Source organism: Cellulomonas sp. EB106-03-03-XG116, assembly GCF_058792015.1.
The window spans coordinates 1-14,781 of record NZ_JBYTEP010000073.1; the positions used below are offsets into that span (position 1 = coordinate 1).

General features: G+C 76.4%; 13 protein-coding genes and 1 pseudogene. 5 read left to right on the top strand and 9 right to left on the bottom strand.

Translation table 11 applies throughout. The features are described from left to right. Positions 1-19: 19 nt before the first annotated feature. The gene (locus AC3WUG_RS17955; RefSeq protein WP_492328912.1) at positions 20-1,231 is read right to left on the bottom strand and encodes a beta-N-acetylglucosaminidase domain-containing protein; all 1,212 of its coding nucleotides are present in this window, start codon (positions 1,229-1,231) and stop codon (positions 20-22) included. Between the two features lie 199 nt (positions 1,232-1,430). Here AC3WUG_RS17955 and AC3WUG_RS17960 point away from each other — a divergent pair, with 199 nt between their 5' ends. Next, on the top strand, positions 1,431-4,232 hold the full coding sequence (locus tag AC3WUG_RS17960) for an alpha-mannosidase (RefSeq protein WP_492328913.1): 2,802 nt from the start codon (positions 1,431-1,433) through the stop codon (positions 4,230-4,232). A 157-nt stretch (positions 4,233-4,389) separates the two neighbouring features. Here AC3WUG_RS17960 and AC3WUG_RS17965 read toward each other — a convergent pair whose 3' ends face one another. Next, entirely contained in the window at positions 4,390-6,987 is a 2,598-nt protein-coding gene (locus AC3WUG_RS17965; RefSeq protein WP_492328914.1) for a glycoside hydrolase family 38 N-terminal domain-containing protein, read from the bottom strand. Positions 6,988-7,232: 245 nt separating this feature from the next. Between AC3WUG_RS17965 and AC3WUG_RS17970 the strand changes: the two genes are divergently transcribed. Then, positions 7,233-8,603, top strand: coding sequence for an ABC transporter substrate-binding protein (locus tag AC3WUG_RS17970; RefSeq protein WP_492328915.1), 1,371 nt, complete (start codon positions 7,233-7,235; stop codon positions 8,601-8,603). A gap of 75 nt (positions 8,604-8,678) precedes the next feature. Here the strand turns inward: AC3WUG_RS17970 and AC3WUG_RS17975 are convergent, their stop codons facing one another. From AC3WUG_RS17975 to AC3WUG_RS17990, 4 genes are read right to left on the bottom strand one after another with little or no spacing between them, the layout of a single operon-like run. After that, on the bottom strand, positions 8,679-9,140 hold the full coding sequence (locus tag AC3WUG_RS17975; RefSeq protein WP_492328916.1) for a nucleoside deaminase: 462 nt from the start codon (positions 9,138-9,140) through the stop codon (positions 8,679-8,681). A 55-nt stretch (positions 9,141-9,195) separates the two neighbouring features. Then, a complete protein-coding gene (locus AC3WUG_RS17980; RefSeq protein ID WP_492328917.1) occupies positions 9,196-9,552 on the bottom strand; it encodes a TraR/DksA family transcriptional regulator in 357 nt (118 codons plus the stop codon). A gap of 46 nt (positions 9,553-9,598) precedes the next feature. Next, positions 9,599-10,546, bottom strand: coding sequence for an SHOCT domain-containing protein (locus AC3WUG_RS17985; protein WP_492328918.1), 948 nt, complete (start codon positions 10,544-10,546; stop codon positions 9,599-9,601). Positions 10,547-10,583: 37 nt separating this feature from the next. After that, complete coding sequence (locus tag AC3WUG_RS17990) at positions 10,584-11,390, bottom strand: hypothetical protein (RefSeq protein ID WP_492328919.1); 807 nt, start codon at positions 11,388-11,390, stop codon at positions 10,584-10,586. A 202-nt stretch (positions 11,391-11,592) separates the two neighbouring features. Here AC3WUG_RS17990 and AC3WUG_RS17995 point away from each other — a divergent pair, with 202 nt between their 5' ends. Continuing rightward, on the top strand, positions 11,593-12,750 hold the full coding sequence (locus AC3WUG_RS17995; protein WP_492328920.1) for a pyridoxal phosphate-dependent aminotransferase: 1,158 nt from the start codon (positions 11,593-11,595) through the stop codon (positions 12,748-12,750). Positions 12,751-12,760: 10 nt separating this feature from the next. Here the strand turns inward: AC3WUG_RS17995 and AC3WUG_RS18000 are convergent, their stop codons facing one another. Continuing rightward, complete coding sequence (locus tag AC3WUG_RS18000; RefSeq protein ID WP_492328921.1) at positions 12,761-13,285, bottom strand: O-acetyl-ADP-ribose deacetylase; 525 nt, start codon at positions 13,283-13,285, stop codon at positions 12,761-12,763. 94 nt (positions 13,286-13,379) lie between these two features. Between AC3WUG_RS18000 and AC3WUG_RS18005 the strand changes: the two genes are divergently transcribed. Beyond that, entirely contained in the window at positions 13,380-13,604 is a 225-nt protein-coding gene (locus tag AC3WUG_RS18005) for a hypothetical protein (RefSeq protein WP_492328922.1), read from the top strand. A gap of 68 nt (positions 13,605-13,672) precedes the next feature. After that, positions 13,673-14,155, top strand: coding sequence for a GNAT family N-acetyltransferase (locus tag AC3WUG_RS18010; RefSeq protein WP_492328923.1), 483 nt, complete (start codon positions 13,673-13,675; stop codon positions 14,153-14,155). A 12-nt stretch (positions 14,156-14,167) separates the two neighbouring features. Here the strand turns inward: AC3WUG_RS18010 and dtd are convergent, their stop codons facing one another. Together dtd and AC3WUG_RS18020 are read right to left on the bottom strand one after the other, a co-directional pair. Further along, on the bottom strand, positions 14,168-14,605 hold the full coding sequence (gene dtd, locus AC3WUG_RS18015) for a D-aminoacyl-tRNA deacylase (RefSeq protein ID WP_492328924.1): 438 nt from the start codon (positions 14,603-14,605) through the stop codon (positions 14,168-14,170). After that, positions 14,602-14,781 (bottom strand): annotated as a pseudogene (locus AC3WUG_RS18020) (asparaginase); the annotation flags it as partial. The gene dtd and the pseudogene AC3WUG_RS18020, both read right to left, overlap by 4 nt.

Consider the following 14,781-nt stretch of genomic DNA (forward strand, 5'->3'; position numbering starts at 1 on the left):
ACGGCCTTCGTCGGCAGCGTCAGATGTGGAGAAGAGACAGGTGCGCGGCGGCGTCGAGCCACGGGCGCAGCGCCGCCACCAGCGCGTCCGCTTCCGCGTCCCGGCCCGCACCGGTCGCGTCCGCGCAGCCCGCGAGCGCCCGCATCCGCTCCTCGACCTCGTCGAGCGCCCCCGCGTCCCCGGCCAGCGCCCCGGCTGTCGCCCGCGCGAGCCCCGGGTCCCGCGGCGCCCCCGGCGGCCACGACGCGCACGCGCGCACCAGCGGCCCGACGACCCCCGCGCGCGGCCCGGCGACCAGCGCCAGCGCGTCCGCCGCCGCCCGCGCCGGGTCGTACCCGGCGGGGTCCCGCGCCCAGGCGCCGACCGTCGCGAGCGGCAGCCGGGACGGCACCGCCTCGATCATGGCGTTCGCGACGACGCCGTCGAGCGGCAGCCCGTCGACGTCCCCCGGCCGCCCGGTGAGCGGCCCGAGGAACAGCCGCGTCCGGTCGAAGTCGTTGACCGGGAAGTTGTCCCACAGCACGATCCGCCGCCCGAACGCGTCGGCCGCGGCGCGCACGTCCTCCCGCGTGACGGCGCCGACGACGACGTCCCGCCCGGTCCACAGCACGCGCGCGTCGGCGGGCAGCGCCGTCGCCAGCGCGTCGCGGTACGGCGAGCGCCCGCAGCCGGCGTAGTCCGTGGGGCACACCGTCATCGGCCCCGTGAGGCCGTGCGGCAGCAGGAACGCCTCCCGGAACCGCGCGGCCGCCTCGCCGTGCGCCCGCCCGCTGCCCGCCTGCCCCGGGCCGTAGGCCGCCAGGTCGTCGGGGTGCGGCAGGTCGTACGGCACGTCGTCGAACAGCAGCCACACGTCCCGGACCCCGGCGGCGCGCACCTGCTCGGCCTTGGCCGCGAGCGCCGCGTGCTCGGCGTCGTCGGAGAACCGCATGGACAGCCCGGGCGCGACGGACCACACGAACGCGACCCCCGCGTCGCCCGCGCGCGCGGCGAGCTCCCCGAGCCGGGCGAGCTCCGCGTCGGGGTACGGCTCGCGCCACCGCTCGCGGTGCCACGGGTCGTCCTTCGGGGCGTAGAGGTACGTGTCCAGCCCGAGCCCGGGCGCGGCGTCGAGCAGCGCCAGCCGCTCGTCGTGCCGCCACGGGGGGCCGTAGAAGCCCTCGACCACCCCCGCGGACAGCCGCCCGGCCGGGCGTGGGAGGCCCGGGTCCGTCGCGGGGCGTGCGGGCACGTGCGGTCGGCGTCGACGCGGCATGCGCACCAGCCCACCAGCGGCGACGTCGCGTTGTCAATCATCGAACACATGTGCGCGAGCGATCACCGGCACCCCACGGACCCCCGCCCCGTGCACCGCCGACGCCCCTCGATATGGGATCGATTGCAGAGTACGATCGACCCGACCACCCGCGCGACGACGCACGAGGAGCACGATGAGCCGGCCACGCCAGACCACGGGCGCGCCCCTGTCCAACGCACCGGCGGGCACCCAGCCCCGGGACCTGCCGCCCCACCCCCGCCCGCACGCGACGCCGGACCGGACCATCCACATGATCGGGAACTCGCACATCGACCCCGTCTGGCTCTGGCCGTGGCAGGAGGGCTACGCCGAGGCGCGCGCGACGTTCTGGTCGGCGATCCACCGCATGGACGAGTACCCCGACTTCGTGTTCACCTGCGACCAGATGGTGCTGCTGTCCTGGGTCGAGGAGCAGGACCCGGACCTGTTCGCCCGGATCACCGAGCGCGTCGCCGAGGGCCGGTGGGTGAACGTCGGCGGCTGGTGGGTCGAGCCGGACTGCAACATGCCGATGGGCGAGTCGTTCGCACGGCAGGGCCTGTACGGCCAGCGCTACCTGATCTCCCGGTTCGGCAAGCCGGCCACGGTCGGCATGAACGCCGACCCGTTCGGCCACAGCGCCAGCCTGCCGACGGTGCTCCGCGGGCACGGCCTCGACTCGTACCTGTTCCTGCGGCCCGGGCCGCACGAGAGCGCCCTCGACGACACCCTGTTCCACTGGCAGGCGCCCGACGGCAGCCGGGTGCTCGCCTACCGGATCCCGTTCGAGTACTGCTCCCCCGCGGGCTCGGTCGACGGCCAGGTCGACAAGGCGCTCGGCGCGCTGGACCGGTCGCTCGGCGACGTCATGGTCCTCTACGGCGTCGGCAACCACGGCGGCGGCCCGACGATCGCCAACATCGAGTCGATCCACCGCTACGACCGGATGGGCTCGTTCGGGCGGCTGCGGATGTCCTCCCCGCGCGAGTACCTGGACGGCGTGCGCGAGCGCGGGCCCGCGTTCCTCGACGGCCTGCCGACCTGGACCGACGACCTGCAGCACCACGCGCCCGGCTGCTACTCGGCGCACTCCGGGATCAAGGCCTGGCAGCGCCGCGCCCAGTACGCCCTGCTGTCCGCCGAGCGCTGGGCCGCGGTCACCGCCGTCCACGACGGCACCCCGTACCCGCGCGAGGACCTGGAGCGCGCCTGGAAGCAGGTGCTGTTCAACCAGTTCCACGACGTGCTGCCGGGCTCCGCGATCGAGCACGCGTACGACGACGCCCGGGACCAGCTCGGTGAGGCCGTCGCGATCGCCAAGCGGATCATCGTGCGGGCGCACAACACGATCGCCCGGCAGGTCGACATCCCGCTCGACACCGCGACGCAGCCGGTGCTCGTGTTCAACCCGCACCCGTGGCCGGTCTCGACGGACGTCGAGCTGCACTACGGCTCCCACCCGGGCGCCGTGCACGTGGTCGACGGCGACGGCGCGGTCGCGGTGTCGCAGCCGACGCAGTCCCGCGCGGCCACCAACCAGACCGGCCGCGGCGCGCTGGTGTTCCGCGCCGAGGTCCCGGCGCTCGGCTACCGGCTGTACCGGGTCCGGACCGAGGCGGAGCCGGCGCGCCCGGAGTGGAGCGTGGACGCCCCGGGCGCCCTGTCGGCGACCGAGACGGTGCTGGAGAACGACCTCGTCCGCATCGAGCTCGACCCGGCGACCGGCTGGATCCGCTCGTACCTGGACAAGCGCACCGGGCTCGACGTCCTGCGGGGCGTCGACGGCCGCCAGCACACCCAGGTGTGCGACGACCCGACCGACACCTGGGGCCACCGCGTCGTGTCCTACGCCTGGGCCGGCGACAGCATGGCGCTCGCGCGGGTCGTCGTCCGGGAGTCCGGCCCGCTGCGGGCCCGGGTGCGGGTGGAGCGCGCGTGGGGCGCCTCGACGCTCACCGAGGAGCTGCTGCTCGACCACGACTCCGCGGTGCTGCGGGTCGACGTCACCCTGGACTGGCGGGAGCGGGCGCACCTGCTCAAGCTCCGGTTCCCGACCGCGCTCACCGACCCCCGGGCGACCTACCAGATCCCGTACGCCGAGCTCGAGCGACCCGTCGACGGCGCCGAGGAGCCGGGCCAGGGCTGGGTCGACCTCACCGGCACGCTCGACGGGCGGCCGGCGGGCCTGACGCTCGTCACCACGAACAAGCACGGCTACGACGTGTCGCCGGGCGCCGAGCCGAGCATCGGCGTCACCGCGGTGCGCAGCCCCGTGTACGCGTGGCACGACCCGCGGCTGCTCGACGGCGACGACGTCTACGCGTACCAGGACCAGGGCAGCCAGCGGTTCTCCTACGAGCTGGTCCCGCACGCCGGCGACCGGCACGCCGCCGACCCCGGCCGCCGGGCGGCGCTGCTCGGGTCACCGGTCCGCGCGATGCTCGAGTCGTTCCACCCGGGCGCGCTGCCGCACACGGGCTCGTTCGCGTCCGACGGCGGCGGCGCGGTGTCGATCACGGCGCTCAAGGGCACGGAGGAGGCGGTCGACGGGCCCGGCGGCGCGGACCTCGTGGTCCGGGCCGTCGAGACCCGCGGCGAGCCCGGCACCGCGCGGCTCGAGCTGCCGGTCCTGGGGCGGACGGTCGAGGCGGAGTTCGGGCCGTACCAGCTGCGGACGTTCCGGGTGCCGGCCGACCCGGCCGCGCCGGTGGTGGAGGTCGACCTGGTGGAGCGGCCGCTGGCCGACGCCGGGGCCGACGTGCGGGCCGTGGCGGCGGACGCGGAGGAGCCGGGGGCGGCAGGCGCCGAGGAGCCGCCGGCGGTGCCGACGCCCGACGCGCCGCCGACCGACGACCACGCGGCCACCGACGCGCTGACCCCCACCGAGGCGTCCACGCCGGACGGCACGGGCCGCCCCCGCCCGACCGAGGCGCCGTCGGCGGACGACGCGGGCTGACCCCCGGCACCGTCGGGCGCACGGCGCGCACCGACAGGTGCCTCGACCGTGCAACCGACGCGTCGAGCGAGCAGGCCACGGCTACTCGCTCGACGCGTCGGCTACCCCCTCGGCGATCGCGAGGGCGGAGCGCAGGCCAGGCCGGCGTGCCCCCGCGTCAGCCCTCCCGCCGCAGCAGCACTTCGCCCACGCCGTGCGGGCCCAGCGCCACCCGGCCGCCTCCCGCGACCCGCCCGGGGCCGTCCCACCCGACCTCGGCCGCCACCGGCTCCGCGCCGACGTTCCGCAGCCGCACCCGCACCGACCCGTCCGGCACCGGCCGCACCTCGGCCAGCACCCGGTCCGCCGGCGTGACCCGCAGGCCCAGCCCGCCCTCGGCGACCACCGGCCCGTCGTACGCCCGCGCCTGCAGCGGCTCCGCCAGGTCCCGCCCGAACACCCGCACCCGCTCCCGGGTCACCGGGCCGTCGACCGCGGCGAACCGGTACCGGTACGTCCGGGTGCCCTCCTGCCGGGCCTGGAAGTTCGTGAAGTGCAGGTTGTTCATCAGCCAGGACGAGACGTACCCGGTCGGCGCGCGCAGCGTCCGGGCCCACTCGCCGGTGTGCAGGCCGCCGAGCTGCACGAGCGGCGCGTCGACCGCGCCCCACAGCACCCCGTCGGCACGCCCGGGCGCGTGCACCCCGACCGCGTGCTGGATCGAGTACCAGTCCTTCGAGGTGTCGGGCAGCTGCTCGGTCTCGGCGGCGTACACGGCGCCGGCGGTCTCCAGCAGGAACTCGGGGTCGGCGACGCGGAACGGGAACGCCACGTGGATGCTCTCCGGCCCGAACGCCTCCGGCTTCACCAGGGCGACCTCGAGGTCCACGACGTCGACGTCCCGGTACAGGGTCAGCGTCGTCGTCGCGGCGGGCAGCCCCGGCGGGGTCGTGCGCCAGGCGATCCGCGCCCACGCCCCGCCCCGGGTGATCAGCGGCTCCTCGTCGCCGGACGCGTGCCGCCGGTCGAAGTCCGGCCCCGGGAAGTCGGGGTGGAAGTCCTTGGGGTCGCGCACCACCATCGGGTGCGCGCTCCCGGGCACGACGGTCTCGGTGACGACCGCGCCGAGGCCGTGCCCGGCGGCGTCGGCGTCCACCAGCTCCCGCCCGCTCGGCAGGTGCACCAGCGACACCACGCCGCCGCGCGCCGGGTCGACGACGGCCCGGTACGCGCCGCACGCCACCTCCCGCGCCGCCCGCGTAGGCCCCGGCTCCGGCGGCAGCGGCACCGTCACCACCCCGAACGCCGGCACGGTCGCGACGGTCCGCGCGCGCGTCCGGCCGTGCACCTCGACGTCGACCGGCTCGGTGCGCGCCCGCTCGGTCGGGTTCACCACGACGACCCGGGTCCCGTCCGCCCCCGCGACCCGGCCCGCCGCGGCCTCGCCCCCGCCCGCCGCGTCCCCGCTCGCCACGACCCGGGACAGCCCCTCGACCGCGAGGTCCCGCGCGAGGTCGAACGCCCCGTACGCGAACCCGGCCTTGGCGTTCCAGTGCGCGTGGCTGAACGAGGAGAACGGCTTGGAGTAGGTCTCCCAGGACCCCCAGGTGTGCTCCGCGAACAGCAGGAGCTCCGCGTCCACCCGGTCCAGGTCCCGCGCCACCTCGGCGTCGGACCGCAGCCGCACCGGCCCGCGCCGGTAGCCCATGACGTCCGCGAGCGCCGGCGCCCCGTCCCCGCGGAGCCGAGTGAGCCCGAGCGTCGTCTGCGCGGCGCGGGCGAACGACCGCGCCTCCCGGTAGACGGCGACCTCGCGAGCGGTCGACCCGTGCCCGTGCGCCCACCAGTCCGACCACTCCCCCCGCACGACCGGGACGTCGGCGGCCTCGGCGTGCGGGACCAGCACGTCCAGGGCCTCGTCGACGGTGGCGGTCCGCATCGGCACGTCGGGGTGCCGGGCGTTCCAGTGCCGGACGACGTCGAGGAACAGCGCCGTCGGCCAGCGGTTGTCGTTCGCGGCGTGCACCACGGCGGTGTCGTACGGGTAGTCGTCCCGCTTCTCGAGCCCGGCGACGAAGTCGGCGACGTGGGCCTCCGCCGCCTCGACGTCCCCGTCGACGACCCCCCACTCCTCGCCGACGCCGTAGTGCGTCGACAGCCAGGCGAACACCCGCCCGCCCGCGGGGCCCTCCCACCAGAAGCCCGTCGGCTGCGGGTAGGGCGCGCGCCCGTGGTCGGGGTTGAGCGCCATCACGAGCCGGTCGATCCCGGCGCGGCGCATCGCGTCGACGGCGCCCCAGGCGATGCCGTTCACGTCGCCGTGCTGCTCGGTGCGGACGGGGACGCCGGCGGCCCGCACCCGGTCCAGGGCGTCGTAGGCCGCCCCGAGCTCCGCGTCGCCGAGCAGCTGGGTCATGTTGAGGTAGCCGCCGGTCACCGCGACCCGCCCCTCGGCCACCCGCCGGCGCAGCCGCTCGACGTCCTCGGCGCCGGCCTCGGCGAGGAACCGCAGCACCGGGCGGGCGACCTCGAAGGTCCAGCGGAACGCGTCGGGGCCGGTGCCGTCGTTCGTGTCGCACAGGTCGAGCACCCGCCGTACGGTCGCGGCGTGCAGGTCGTCGACCAGGCGGGGGCTGTTCGTGTAGCCGACGTCGTGGTGGGTGTGGCCCACCAGCAGGACCTGCCGGATCGGGCGGTCCGGGAGCAGGCCGTCGCGGAGCGGCTCCGTCGCCGCCGTCGACCGGTCGACCGGCGTCTCGTCAGGTGTGGACGGCATCGTCGAGTCCTCACTTTGTGGCATCGTTACCACATGAGCCTAGTCACACGACAGGCCATCAGTCCACCGTCATCACGCCGTCCACAGGCGTGATCACTCCGTGATCCCGAGGGGCTTGTCTCAGCCGAAGGCCCTGAACTACCGTCCGATGTGGGAAGGTTTTCAGATCCTCGGCACCGGTGCCGGGGGCTCTCCCGCGGGCCGGCGACGACGCCGCCCCGCAGGCCGAGGAAGGGAAGACGTTCATGAGGAAGAGTCGCCGCGCCGCGATCGCCCTGCTGCCGGTCACCGCGCTGGCCCTGGCCGCCTGCAGCTCGGGCGGAGGTGGTGACGAGGGGTCCGGCGGATCCACCGACTTCAGCACCGAGGCCTCGGGCTCGCTCAAGGCCTGGGGCTTCGAGAACGCCGACGACGTCGGTCAGTCGCGCCTCGACTACGCCGCCGACCAGCTGTCCGACGTCCAGATCGATCTCGACGCCACCGCGTTCGACGCGCAGAAGTTCACCACCCGGCTCGCCTCCGGCGACGTCCCGGACGTCGTGCAGATGGACCGCCGGTACGTGACCACGTACGCCGCGCAGGACCTGATCCTGCCTCTGGACGCCTGCTACAGCGCCCACGACGTGGACCCGGACGAGCAGTACTACCCGTCGGTCGTCGACGACGTGCGGTACGGCGACCAGGTGTGGGCGGTGCCGCAGTTCTACCAGCCGCCGGCCATCATCCTGAACAAGCGGGTCATGGACGCCGCGGGCGTGACGGCGGACCAGATCGACACCTCGCAGCCCGACGTGCTCGTCGCCGCCGTGGAGAAGATGTACAAGGAGAGCGGCGGCGTCCCGACCACCCTCGGCTTCGACCCCCAGGCGACCGGCCAGGGCGGCCTGTGGATCCTCGGCCAGGGCGGGCAGCTCACCGACGCGGACGGCAAGCCCACGCTCGACGACCCGTCGAACGTCGCCGGCATCGAGCTGCTGAAGCAGATCACCGACGCCCAGGGCGGCTTCGCCAAGGTGAAGTCGTTCACCGACTCGTTCGACACCTTCGGCGACAACAACCAGTACGTCACCGACCAGGTCGGGTCCCAGGTCAACGCCCAGTGGTACCCGAACGTGCTCGGCGCCTACGTCGGCCAGATCCAGATCGAGGCGGTGCCGTTCCGCGACCAGGACGGCAACCCGTTCTCGGTCGCCTCCGGCACGGCGTTCGTCATCCCGGCCGGTGCCCAGAACAAGGACGCCGCCTGCGCCTGGATGCTGGACCTCACCTCGCAGGACGCGTGGATGGCGGCCGGCGAGGCCCGCGCCGACACCATCGCGACCGACGGCGGCATCAACACCGGCCTGTTCACCGGCTCGCCCGAGGCCGACAAGGCGATCCGCGACCAGTACGTCACCGAGACCGGCGACGCCGGCTTCGACCAGGTGATCGCGACCTACTACGACGTCGTGGACTACGGGAAGACCTTCGGGTCCTCGCCCGCCGGCCAGGACATCCAGAACGAGCTGAACAACGCCATCACCGCGGCGCTGCTCGGGGACAAGACCCCGGAGGAGGCGCTGGCCGACGCGCAGACGGCGGCGCAGCGCGCGTACGACAACATCACGGGCGGCTGACCGACGCGCCACCCCGCACGACGAGGGACCCCGCCGCGGCGTCGACCGCGGCGGGGTCCCTCGTCGTCGCGGGCCTCAGCGGTGCCCGGCGAAGAACTCCCGCAGCACGGCGCCGCACTCCTCCTCGCGCACCCCGCCGACCACCTCGACCCGGTGGTTCAGCCGCGAGTCCCGCACCACGTCCCACTGCGAGCCGCAGGCCCCGGCCTTGGGGTCCCACGCACCGAGCACGAGCCGCGGCACCCGCGCCAGCACCGTCGCCCCCGCGCACATCAGGCACGGCTCCAGGGTGACCACGAGGGTGCAGTCGTCGAGCCGCCACCGGCCGAGCGCCGCCGACGCCGCGCGCAGCGCCAGCACCTCGGCGTGCGCGGTGGGGTCGCCGTCGGCCTCGCGGCGGTTCCGGCCCGCGCCGACGACCTCGCCCCCGGGCCCGAGCACGACCGCGCCCACGGGGACGTCCCCGGTCGCGGAGCAGCCCGCGGCCTCGGTCAGGGCCAGGCCCATGGCGGTCAGGTCGTCGGGACGCGCGAACATGCGCCCCATCCTCGCGCACGCGGCCCGGCGCCCCGGCGGGTGCGGACGCCCGCGGTCAGCGTCCCGCGCAGTCCACGCACATCCGGGCGGTCGGCACGGCGCGCAGCCGGTCCACGGGGATCGGCCGGTGGCACCGGGTGCACGTCCCGTACGTGCCCGCCGCCAGCCGGTGCTCCGCCTCGTCGATCTCCCGCAGCCGGTCGCGCTGGTCGTGCGTGAGCGCGTCGAGCAGCCGGCGCTCGTAGGCGATCGTCGACCCCTCGGGGTCGTGCTCGTCGTCGGCGACGGACTCCCGGGAGGCGGCGACCACCGCGGCGCGCTCGGCGTCGGTGCCGGCGAGCCGCGCCAGGGCCTCGCGCCGCCGCTCCTCCAGGAGCGCGGTGACCTCGGTGGGGTCCAGCGTCTGCGCCATGCGACCAGTATCCGCCCGGACGGCGCGCTGCGGCAGGTGGAGCCGCTCAGCCCGCCAGCACCCGTGCCTTCGCGGCGGCGAACTCCTCCTCGGACAGCGCCCCCGAGGCCCGCAGCGCCTGCAGGCGCTCGAGCGCCTCGACGAGCGTCTCCGGTCCGGCCGCGGACGGCGCCCCGGTCCCGGGCCGCCCGCCGCCCGGCGCGCGCGCCGACCCGGAGCGTCCCGGCCCGGCGGGCCCGCCGCCGGGCAGGTCGTCCTGGGGCAGCGGCACCAGCGCCCGGACCGCCCGCTCGTGCGCCTGGCGTCCGCCGGCCGTCAGCGGCGGCGACGGCACGACGACCACGAGCCGCTCGGCGTCGTCCGGTCGCTCGGGGTCGTAGTAGGCGCGCGGCGGGTGCCGGAACGCCTCCCGCGGCACCCGGGTGCGCACCGCGTGCCGGACGCCGCGGGCGTCGTCGAAGTGCACGGTGGCGCCCACCACCGGGCCGGTCCCGCTCTCGTACTCCACGACCCGCGCCCAGGTGCCCCTGCGCCCGCCGAGCCGCGCGAGCAGGCCGGTGCCCCGCAGCACCCGCACCCCGCCCCAGAGGGCGGCGACCAGCCCGAGCGCGAGCACGAGCGCCGCGATCAGCACCTGCCGGCGCACCGCCTGGTCGGTGGTGAGCCCGTCGGTCACCGCCGCCGACCAGCCCGCGAGGAGCGCGCCGGAGCCGAGCACGACCGCGAGCCCCGGTGTCGCCCGCCGGGTGACCGGCGCCGCGGAGGCCGCCGCGGCGACCAGCGCCAGCCCGCCCAGCACCGGCGCGGCCCCGGCGAAGTCGTCCGTCGCGCAGGTGCCGGCGAAGCACTCCCAGCGCACGAGCGTCGCGTCGTGCGCCCCGAGCCGCAGCAGCCACCACGCCACCACGCCGAGCGCGACGGCGGCGAGCGCCGTGCCGGCGGTGCGGGCGGCGGAGCGGGACAGGACGGACGTGGGGTCGGGCGCGGGTGTCACGACCCCATCCTGCCAACGCCGCAGGTCCGGGTGCAGGTCAGGGCGCCGACGACCGGACGACGCCCGGACGCAGCGGTGTCACCCGCCGACGCAGGTCGCGCGGCCGCGGCCGTCGGTCGAGCACCCCGGGGACGGCCGAGGTGGCCAGGAGGAGCCCTCGGAGGTCCCGGTCGATCATGGCGGCGAGGCGCAGCAGGTCGCCGAACCCCTCGGCCGCGGTTCGCCGGCGCTCGCTGCCATCGGGGCCGCGCTGCCCCGGGAGGGGGTATCCGGCGATGAGCGGCTCGTGGTGCGCCACGCGGTTGCGCAGCGCGTTGACCCGGGTGACGACCTGGTGCGCGTAGGTCCGGCCCCAGCGTTCCCCGTCCGCACGCGCGGTCGCGCGACCGCCGGGGAACGCGCGGTCCAGAACTCCTCGCCACAGGACCAGGTCGTAGTCGCACCGCACCCGCCGAGGATCGCGACCCGTGTACGCCCCGCGGTCGAGCAGCCCGGCCCAGAACCCGAAGGTGCACTGCGCCACGACCCGGCCCGGGAGCTTCGGTCCTACGACGCGACCGTGGGCCTCGGCGAGCTGCGCCGCGGTCCGGTCGTCGAGCGGGACCTCGACCCGCTCGTACCAGCGCTCGCCCCACCGCTCCGCCAGCCGGTCGTTCATCGCGTTCCGGAGCGCGATCTCCAGGAGCGCGATGTCGGCGAAGAACGCCACGGCGAGCTCCCGGTCCCAGAGGTACCGCGCTCGGGCGAGGTCGGCGTCACCGCCCGACACGCGCACGTAGGTGCCCATCCGGGTCGCGGACACGGAACGGTCCAGGGCGTCGCGCTGCGCGCGGGAGAGGGGCATCGGTGCGCCTCCGGGAAGGGGTAGCCTGGTCGGGCAATCCCCGGCGTACGCCTCTGTCGAACTCGAGTCGGCACGCAGCCGGGGTTTTTCTCTGCCCCAGCCTGGGGGCCGCTCGGACCGCGCAGCGGGACGTTCGCCCCACCCGGCCACCGCACGGACGACGGACACGGCGCCGACACATCGCGGGGCTAGCCTGCACCCCGTGCCCGAGATCGCCCCCCACGCCCGCGCCGTCCCCGCCTCCGGCATCCGCCGGATCACCGAGCTCGCGTGGTCGCTGCCGGGGGCCGTGGTGCTGAGCGTCGGCGAGCCCGACCTCCCGACGGCGCCGCACGTGCTGGAGGCCGCCCGCGAGGCCCTGGCCCGCGACGACACCCGGTACACGCCCAACGGCGGCATCGCCCCGCTGCGGGACGCGGTCGCGGCGTGGCTCGACCCGGAGCACGCCCTGCCCGTCCGCCGCGACAACGTGTGGATCACCGCGGGCGGCGCGCAGGCCCTGCACCTCGGGCTCAGCCTGACGGTCGGCGCGGGCGACGGCGTGCTCGTCCCGGACCCGGGCTACCCGCCGTTCTCGATGGCGACGCGGCTGCTCCAGGCCGAGGCGCAGCCCTACGCGCTGCGGCCGGAGGACGGGTTCCTGCCCGATCCCGCCGCGGTCGAGGCGGCGATCACCGACCGCACCCGGGTGCTGCTGCTGAACTCGCCGTCGAACCCGCTGGGCACGAGCCTGCCCGCGGACCTGGTCGCGGAGCTGGTCGACGTCGCCCGCCGGCACGACCTGTGGGTGCTGTCCGACGAGTGCTACGCCGCCTTCACCTACGACGCCCCGCACGTGCCCGCCGCGCGGTTCGACACCGACGGCCGGGTGCTGACCCTGCACACCTTCTCGAAGACGCACGCGATGACCGGGTTCCGCGTCGGGGTGCTGGTGGTGCCGGACCTGATGGCGCCGCTGATGCCGACGCTGCAGGAGTCGATCGTGTCGTGCGTGAACACGCCGGCCCAGTACGCGGCGCTGGCCGCGCTGACCGGCCCGCAGGACGCCGTCGAGGACGCGCGGCGCACGTACCGGGAGCACCGGGACCTCGCGACGGCGATCCTCGACGAGCGCGGCATCCCGTGGCTGCCGGCGGCCGGCGGGATCTACCTGTGGGCGGACGTCTCGCACGCGACCGGCGGCGACGTCGCGGCCTGGGCGGAGGACCTGGTGCGGACGGCCGGGGTGGCGGTCGCCCCGGGCTCGGCCTTCGGCGCCGAGGGCGAGGGCTGGGTGCGGATCTCGCTCACCGCGAGCGCGGACGACCTGCGCGCCGGCCTGTCCCGGCTGCCGGCGCGGGCGGTGCTCGCCGCGGGCTGACCCCGCGCGGTCAGTGCTCCGCGAGCGCGTCCTCGAACGCCGCGAGCACGCCGGGCGAGAACAGCACGAACCGCACCAGGTCGAGCCCGTCCGGGTGCGCCGCGGCCCACGCCCGCGCGGCGGCGACCGCCACCTCCGCGACGGTCGCCGCCGCCCAGCCGTAGACGCCCGCGCTCACCGCCGGCACCGCGACGGTGCGCGCCCCGACCCCCGCCGCGACGTCGAGCGAGCGCGTGAACGCCGACCGCAGCAGCGCGGGGTCGGTCTCGCCGGCGTGCGCGTCCGGCCCCACGGTGTGCACCACCCAGCGCGCCCGCAGCTGACCCGCACCGGTCGCCACGGCGTCCCCGACCGGCAGCCCGCCGGGCAGGGACGTGCGGCGCAGCTCCCGGCACTCGGCGAGCAGCTCCGGCCCGGCGGCCGCGTGGATCGCCCCGTCGACTCCCCCGCCGCCGAGCAGCGAGGAGTTCGCGGCGTTCACGACCGCGTCGACGTCCTGGTCGGTGATGTCCCCGGGGACCGCCTCGATGCGCATGCCCCCATCGTGGCCCGGACCCGCGGCGCTCGTCCTGCGGTCGCGAGCGGCCCGGCCTACGGTGGCCCCACCTGCGAGATCCCGGGAGGACACCGTGACCGAGCCGATCCCCACCGAGCCGACCCCGGCCGGCCCCGACGGCACCGAGCCCGTCCCGGTGCAGCACGACGGCCGCGAGGACGTGCCGCTGCTGGAGGACGACGAGACCATCCCGCCGCGCCCCGAGGAGGACGTCGCCGACGTCGCCCGCGCCGTGCCGGACCGCTCCGGGCACGGCGTCCCGGAGGTCGGCGCCGACGAGGCCCGCCTGCACCCCTGACGCGTTCACCCGGGGGCGCGCCGTGCGGCCCGGGCGACGAGCGGCGAGGCGTGCGGCATGCTGTCGGCGTGCAGATCAGGCGCGTGCAGGAGGACGACTGGCGGTCGGTCCGCGACGTGCGGCTGCGCGCTCTGCGCGAGGACCCCGACGTGTTCGGGTCGTCGCTGGCCCGCGAGGAGCTGTTCGCCGAGCCGCACTGGCGCATGCGGCTGCGCAGCGCGGCGACCTGGGTGGTCGACGAGGACGGCACCCCGCGCGGGCTGGTCGGGATGATCCAGGAGCCCGGGTCCCCGACGTCGGACCGGCACGTGGTGCAGCTCTGGGTCGCCCCCGAGGCGCGCCGCCGCGGCATGGCGTGGGCGCTGCTCGACGCCGTGAAGGACGCGGCGCGGGCCGAGGGAGCCGAGACGGTGTCGCTGTGGGTGGTCGACGGCAACCACGCGGCGGGCGACCTGTTCGTCCGGGCGGGCTTCGTCCGCACCGGCGAGCGGCACGCGCAGACCCGCGACTCGTCGCGGGTCGAGGAGCGCCTGGTCCTCCGCCTCCCCTGACCGCTGCCCGCGTCAGGCGTCCGGGGCCGACTCCAGCAGCAGGGTCACCGGACCGTCGTTCACCAGCTCGACGGCCATGTCCGCCCCGAACACCCCCGTCGCGACCGTGAGCCCGCGCGCCCGCAGGTCCGCCACCACCGCGTCGACCAGCGGCTCCGCCACCGGCCCGGGCGCCGCCGCGTTCCACGTGGGCCGCCGGCCCTTGCGCGCGTCGCCGTAGAGCGTGAACTGGCTGACGACCAGCACCGGCGCCCCGGCCTCCGCGACCGACCGCTCGCCGCGCAGGACGCGCAGGTCCGCGACCTTCCGCGCGACGTACTCGACCTGCGCGGGGCCGTCGCCGGGGGTCACGCCGACGAGCACGACCAGCCCCTCGCCCTCGAAGGCGCCGACGACCGCGCCGTCCACCGTGACCGAGGCCCGGGTGGCGCGCTGGACGACCGCCCTCACGCGACCGCCCCGGGCGCGGTCGCCCCGGGCACGGTCGCCCCGGGCACGGTCGCCGCGAACGCCGGCACGACCGAGCCCACCGGCTCGCCGTGCCCGAGCACCGGCACGTCCCCGAGCGCGTCGAGCGCCGCCAGGTCGACCCCCGGCACCGCGGCGGCGCCCGCGACCCGGAGCGC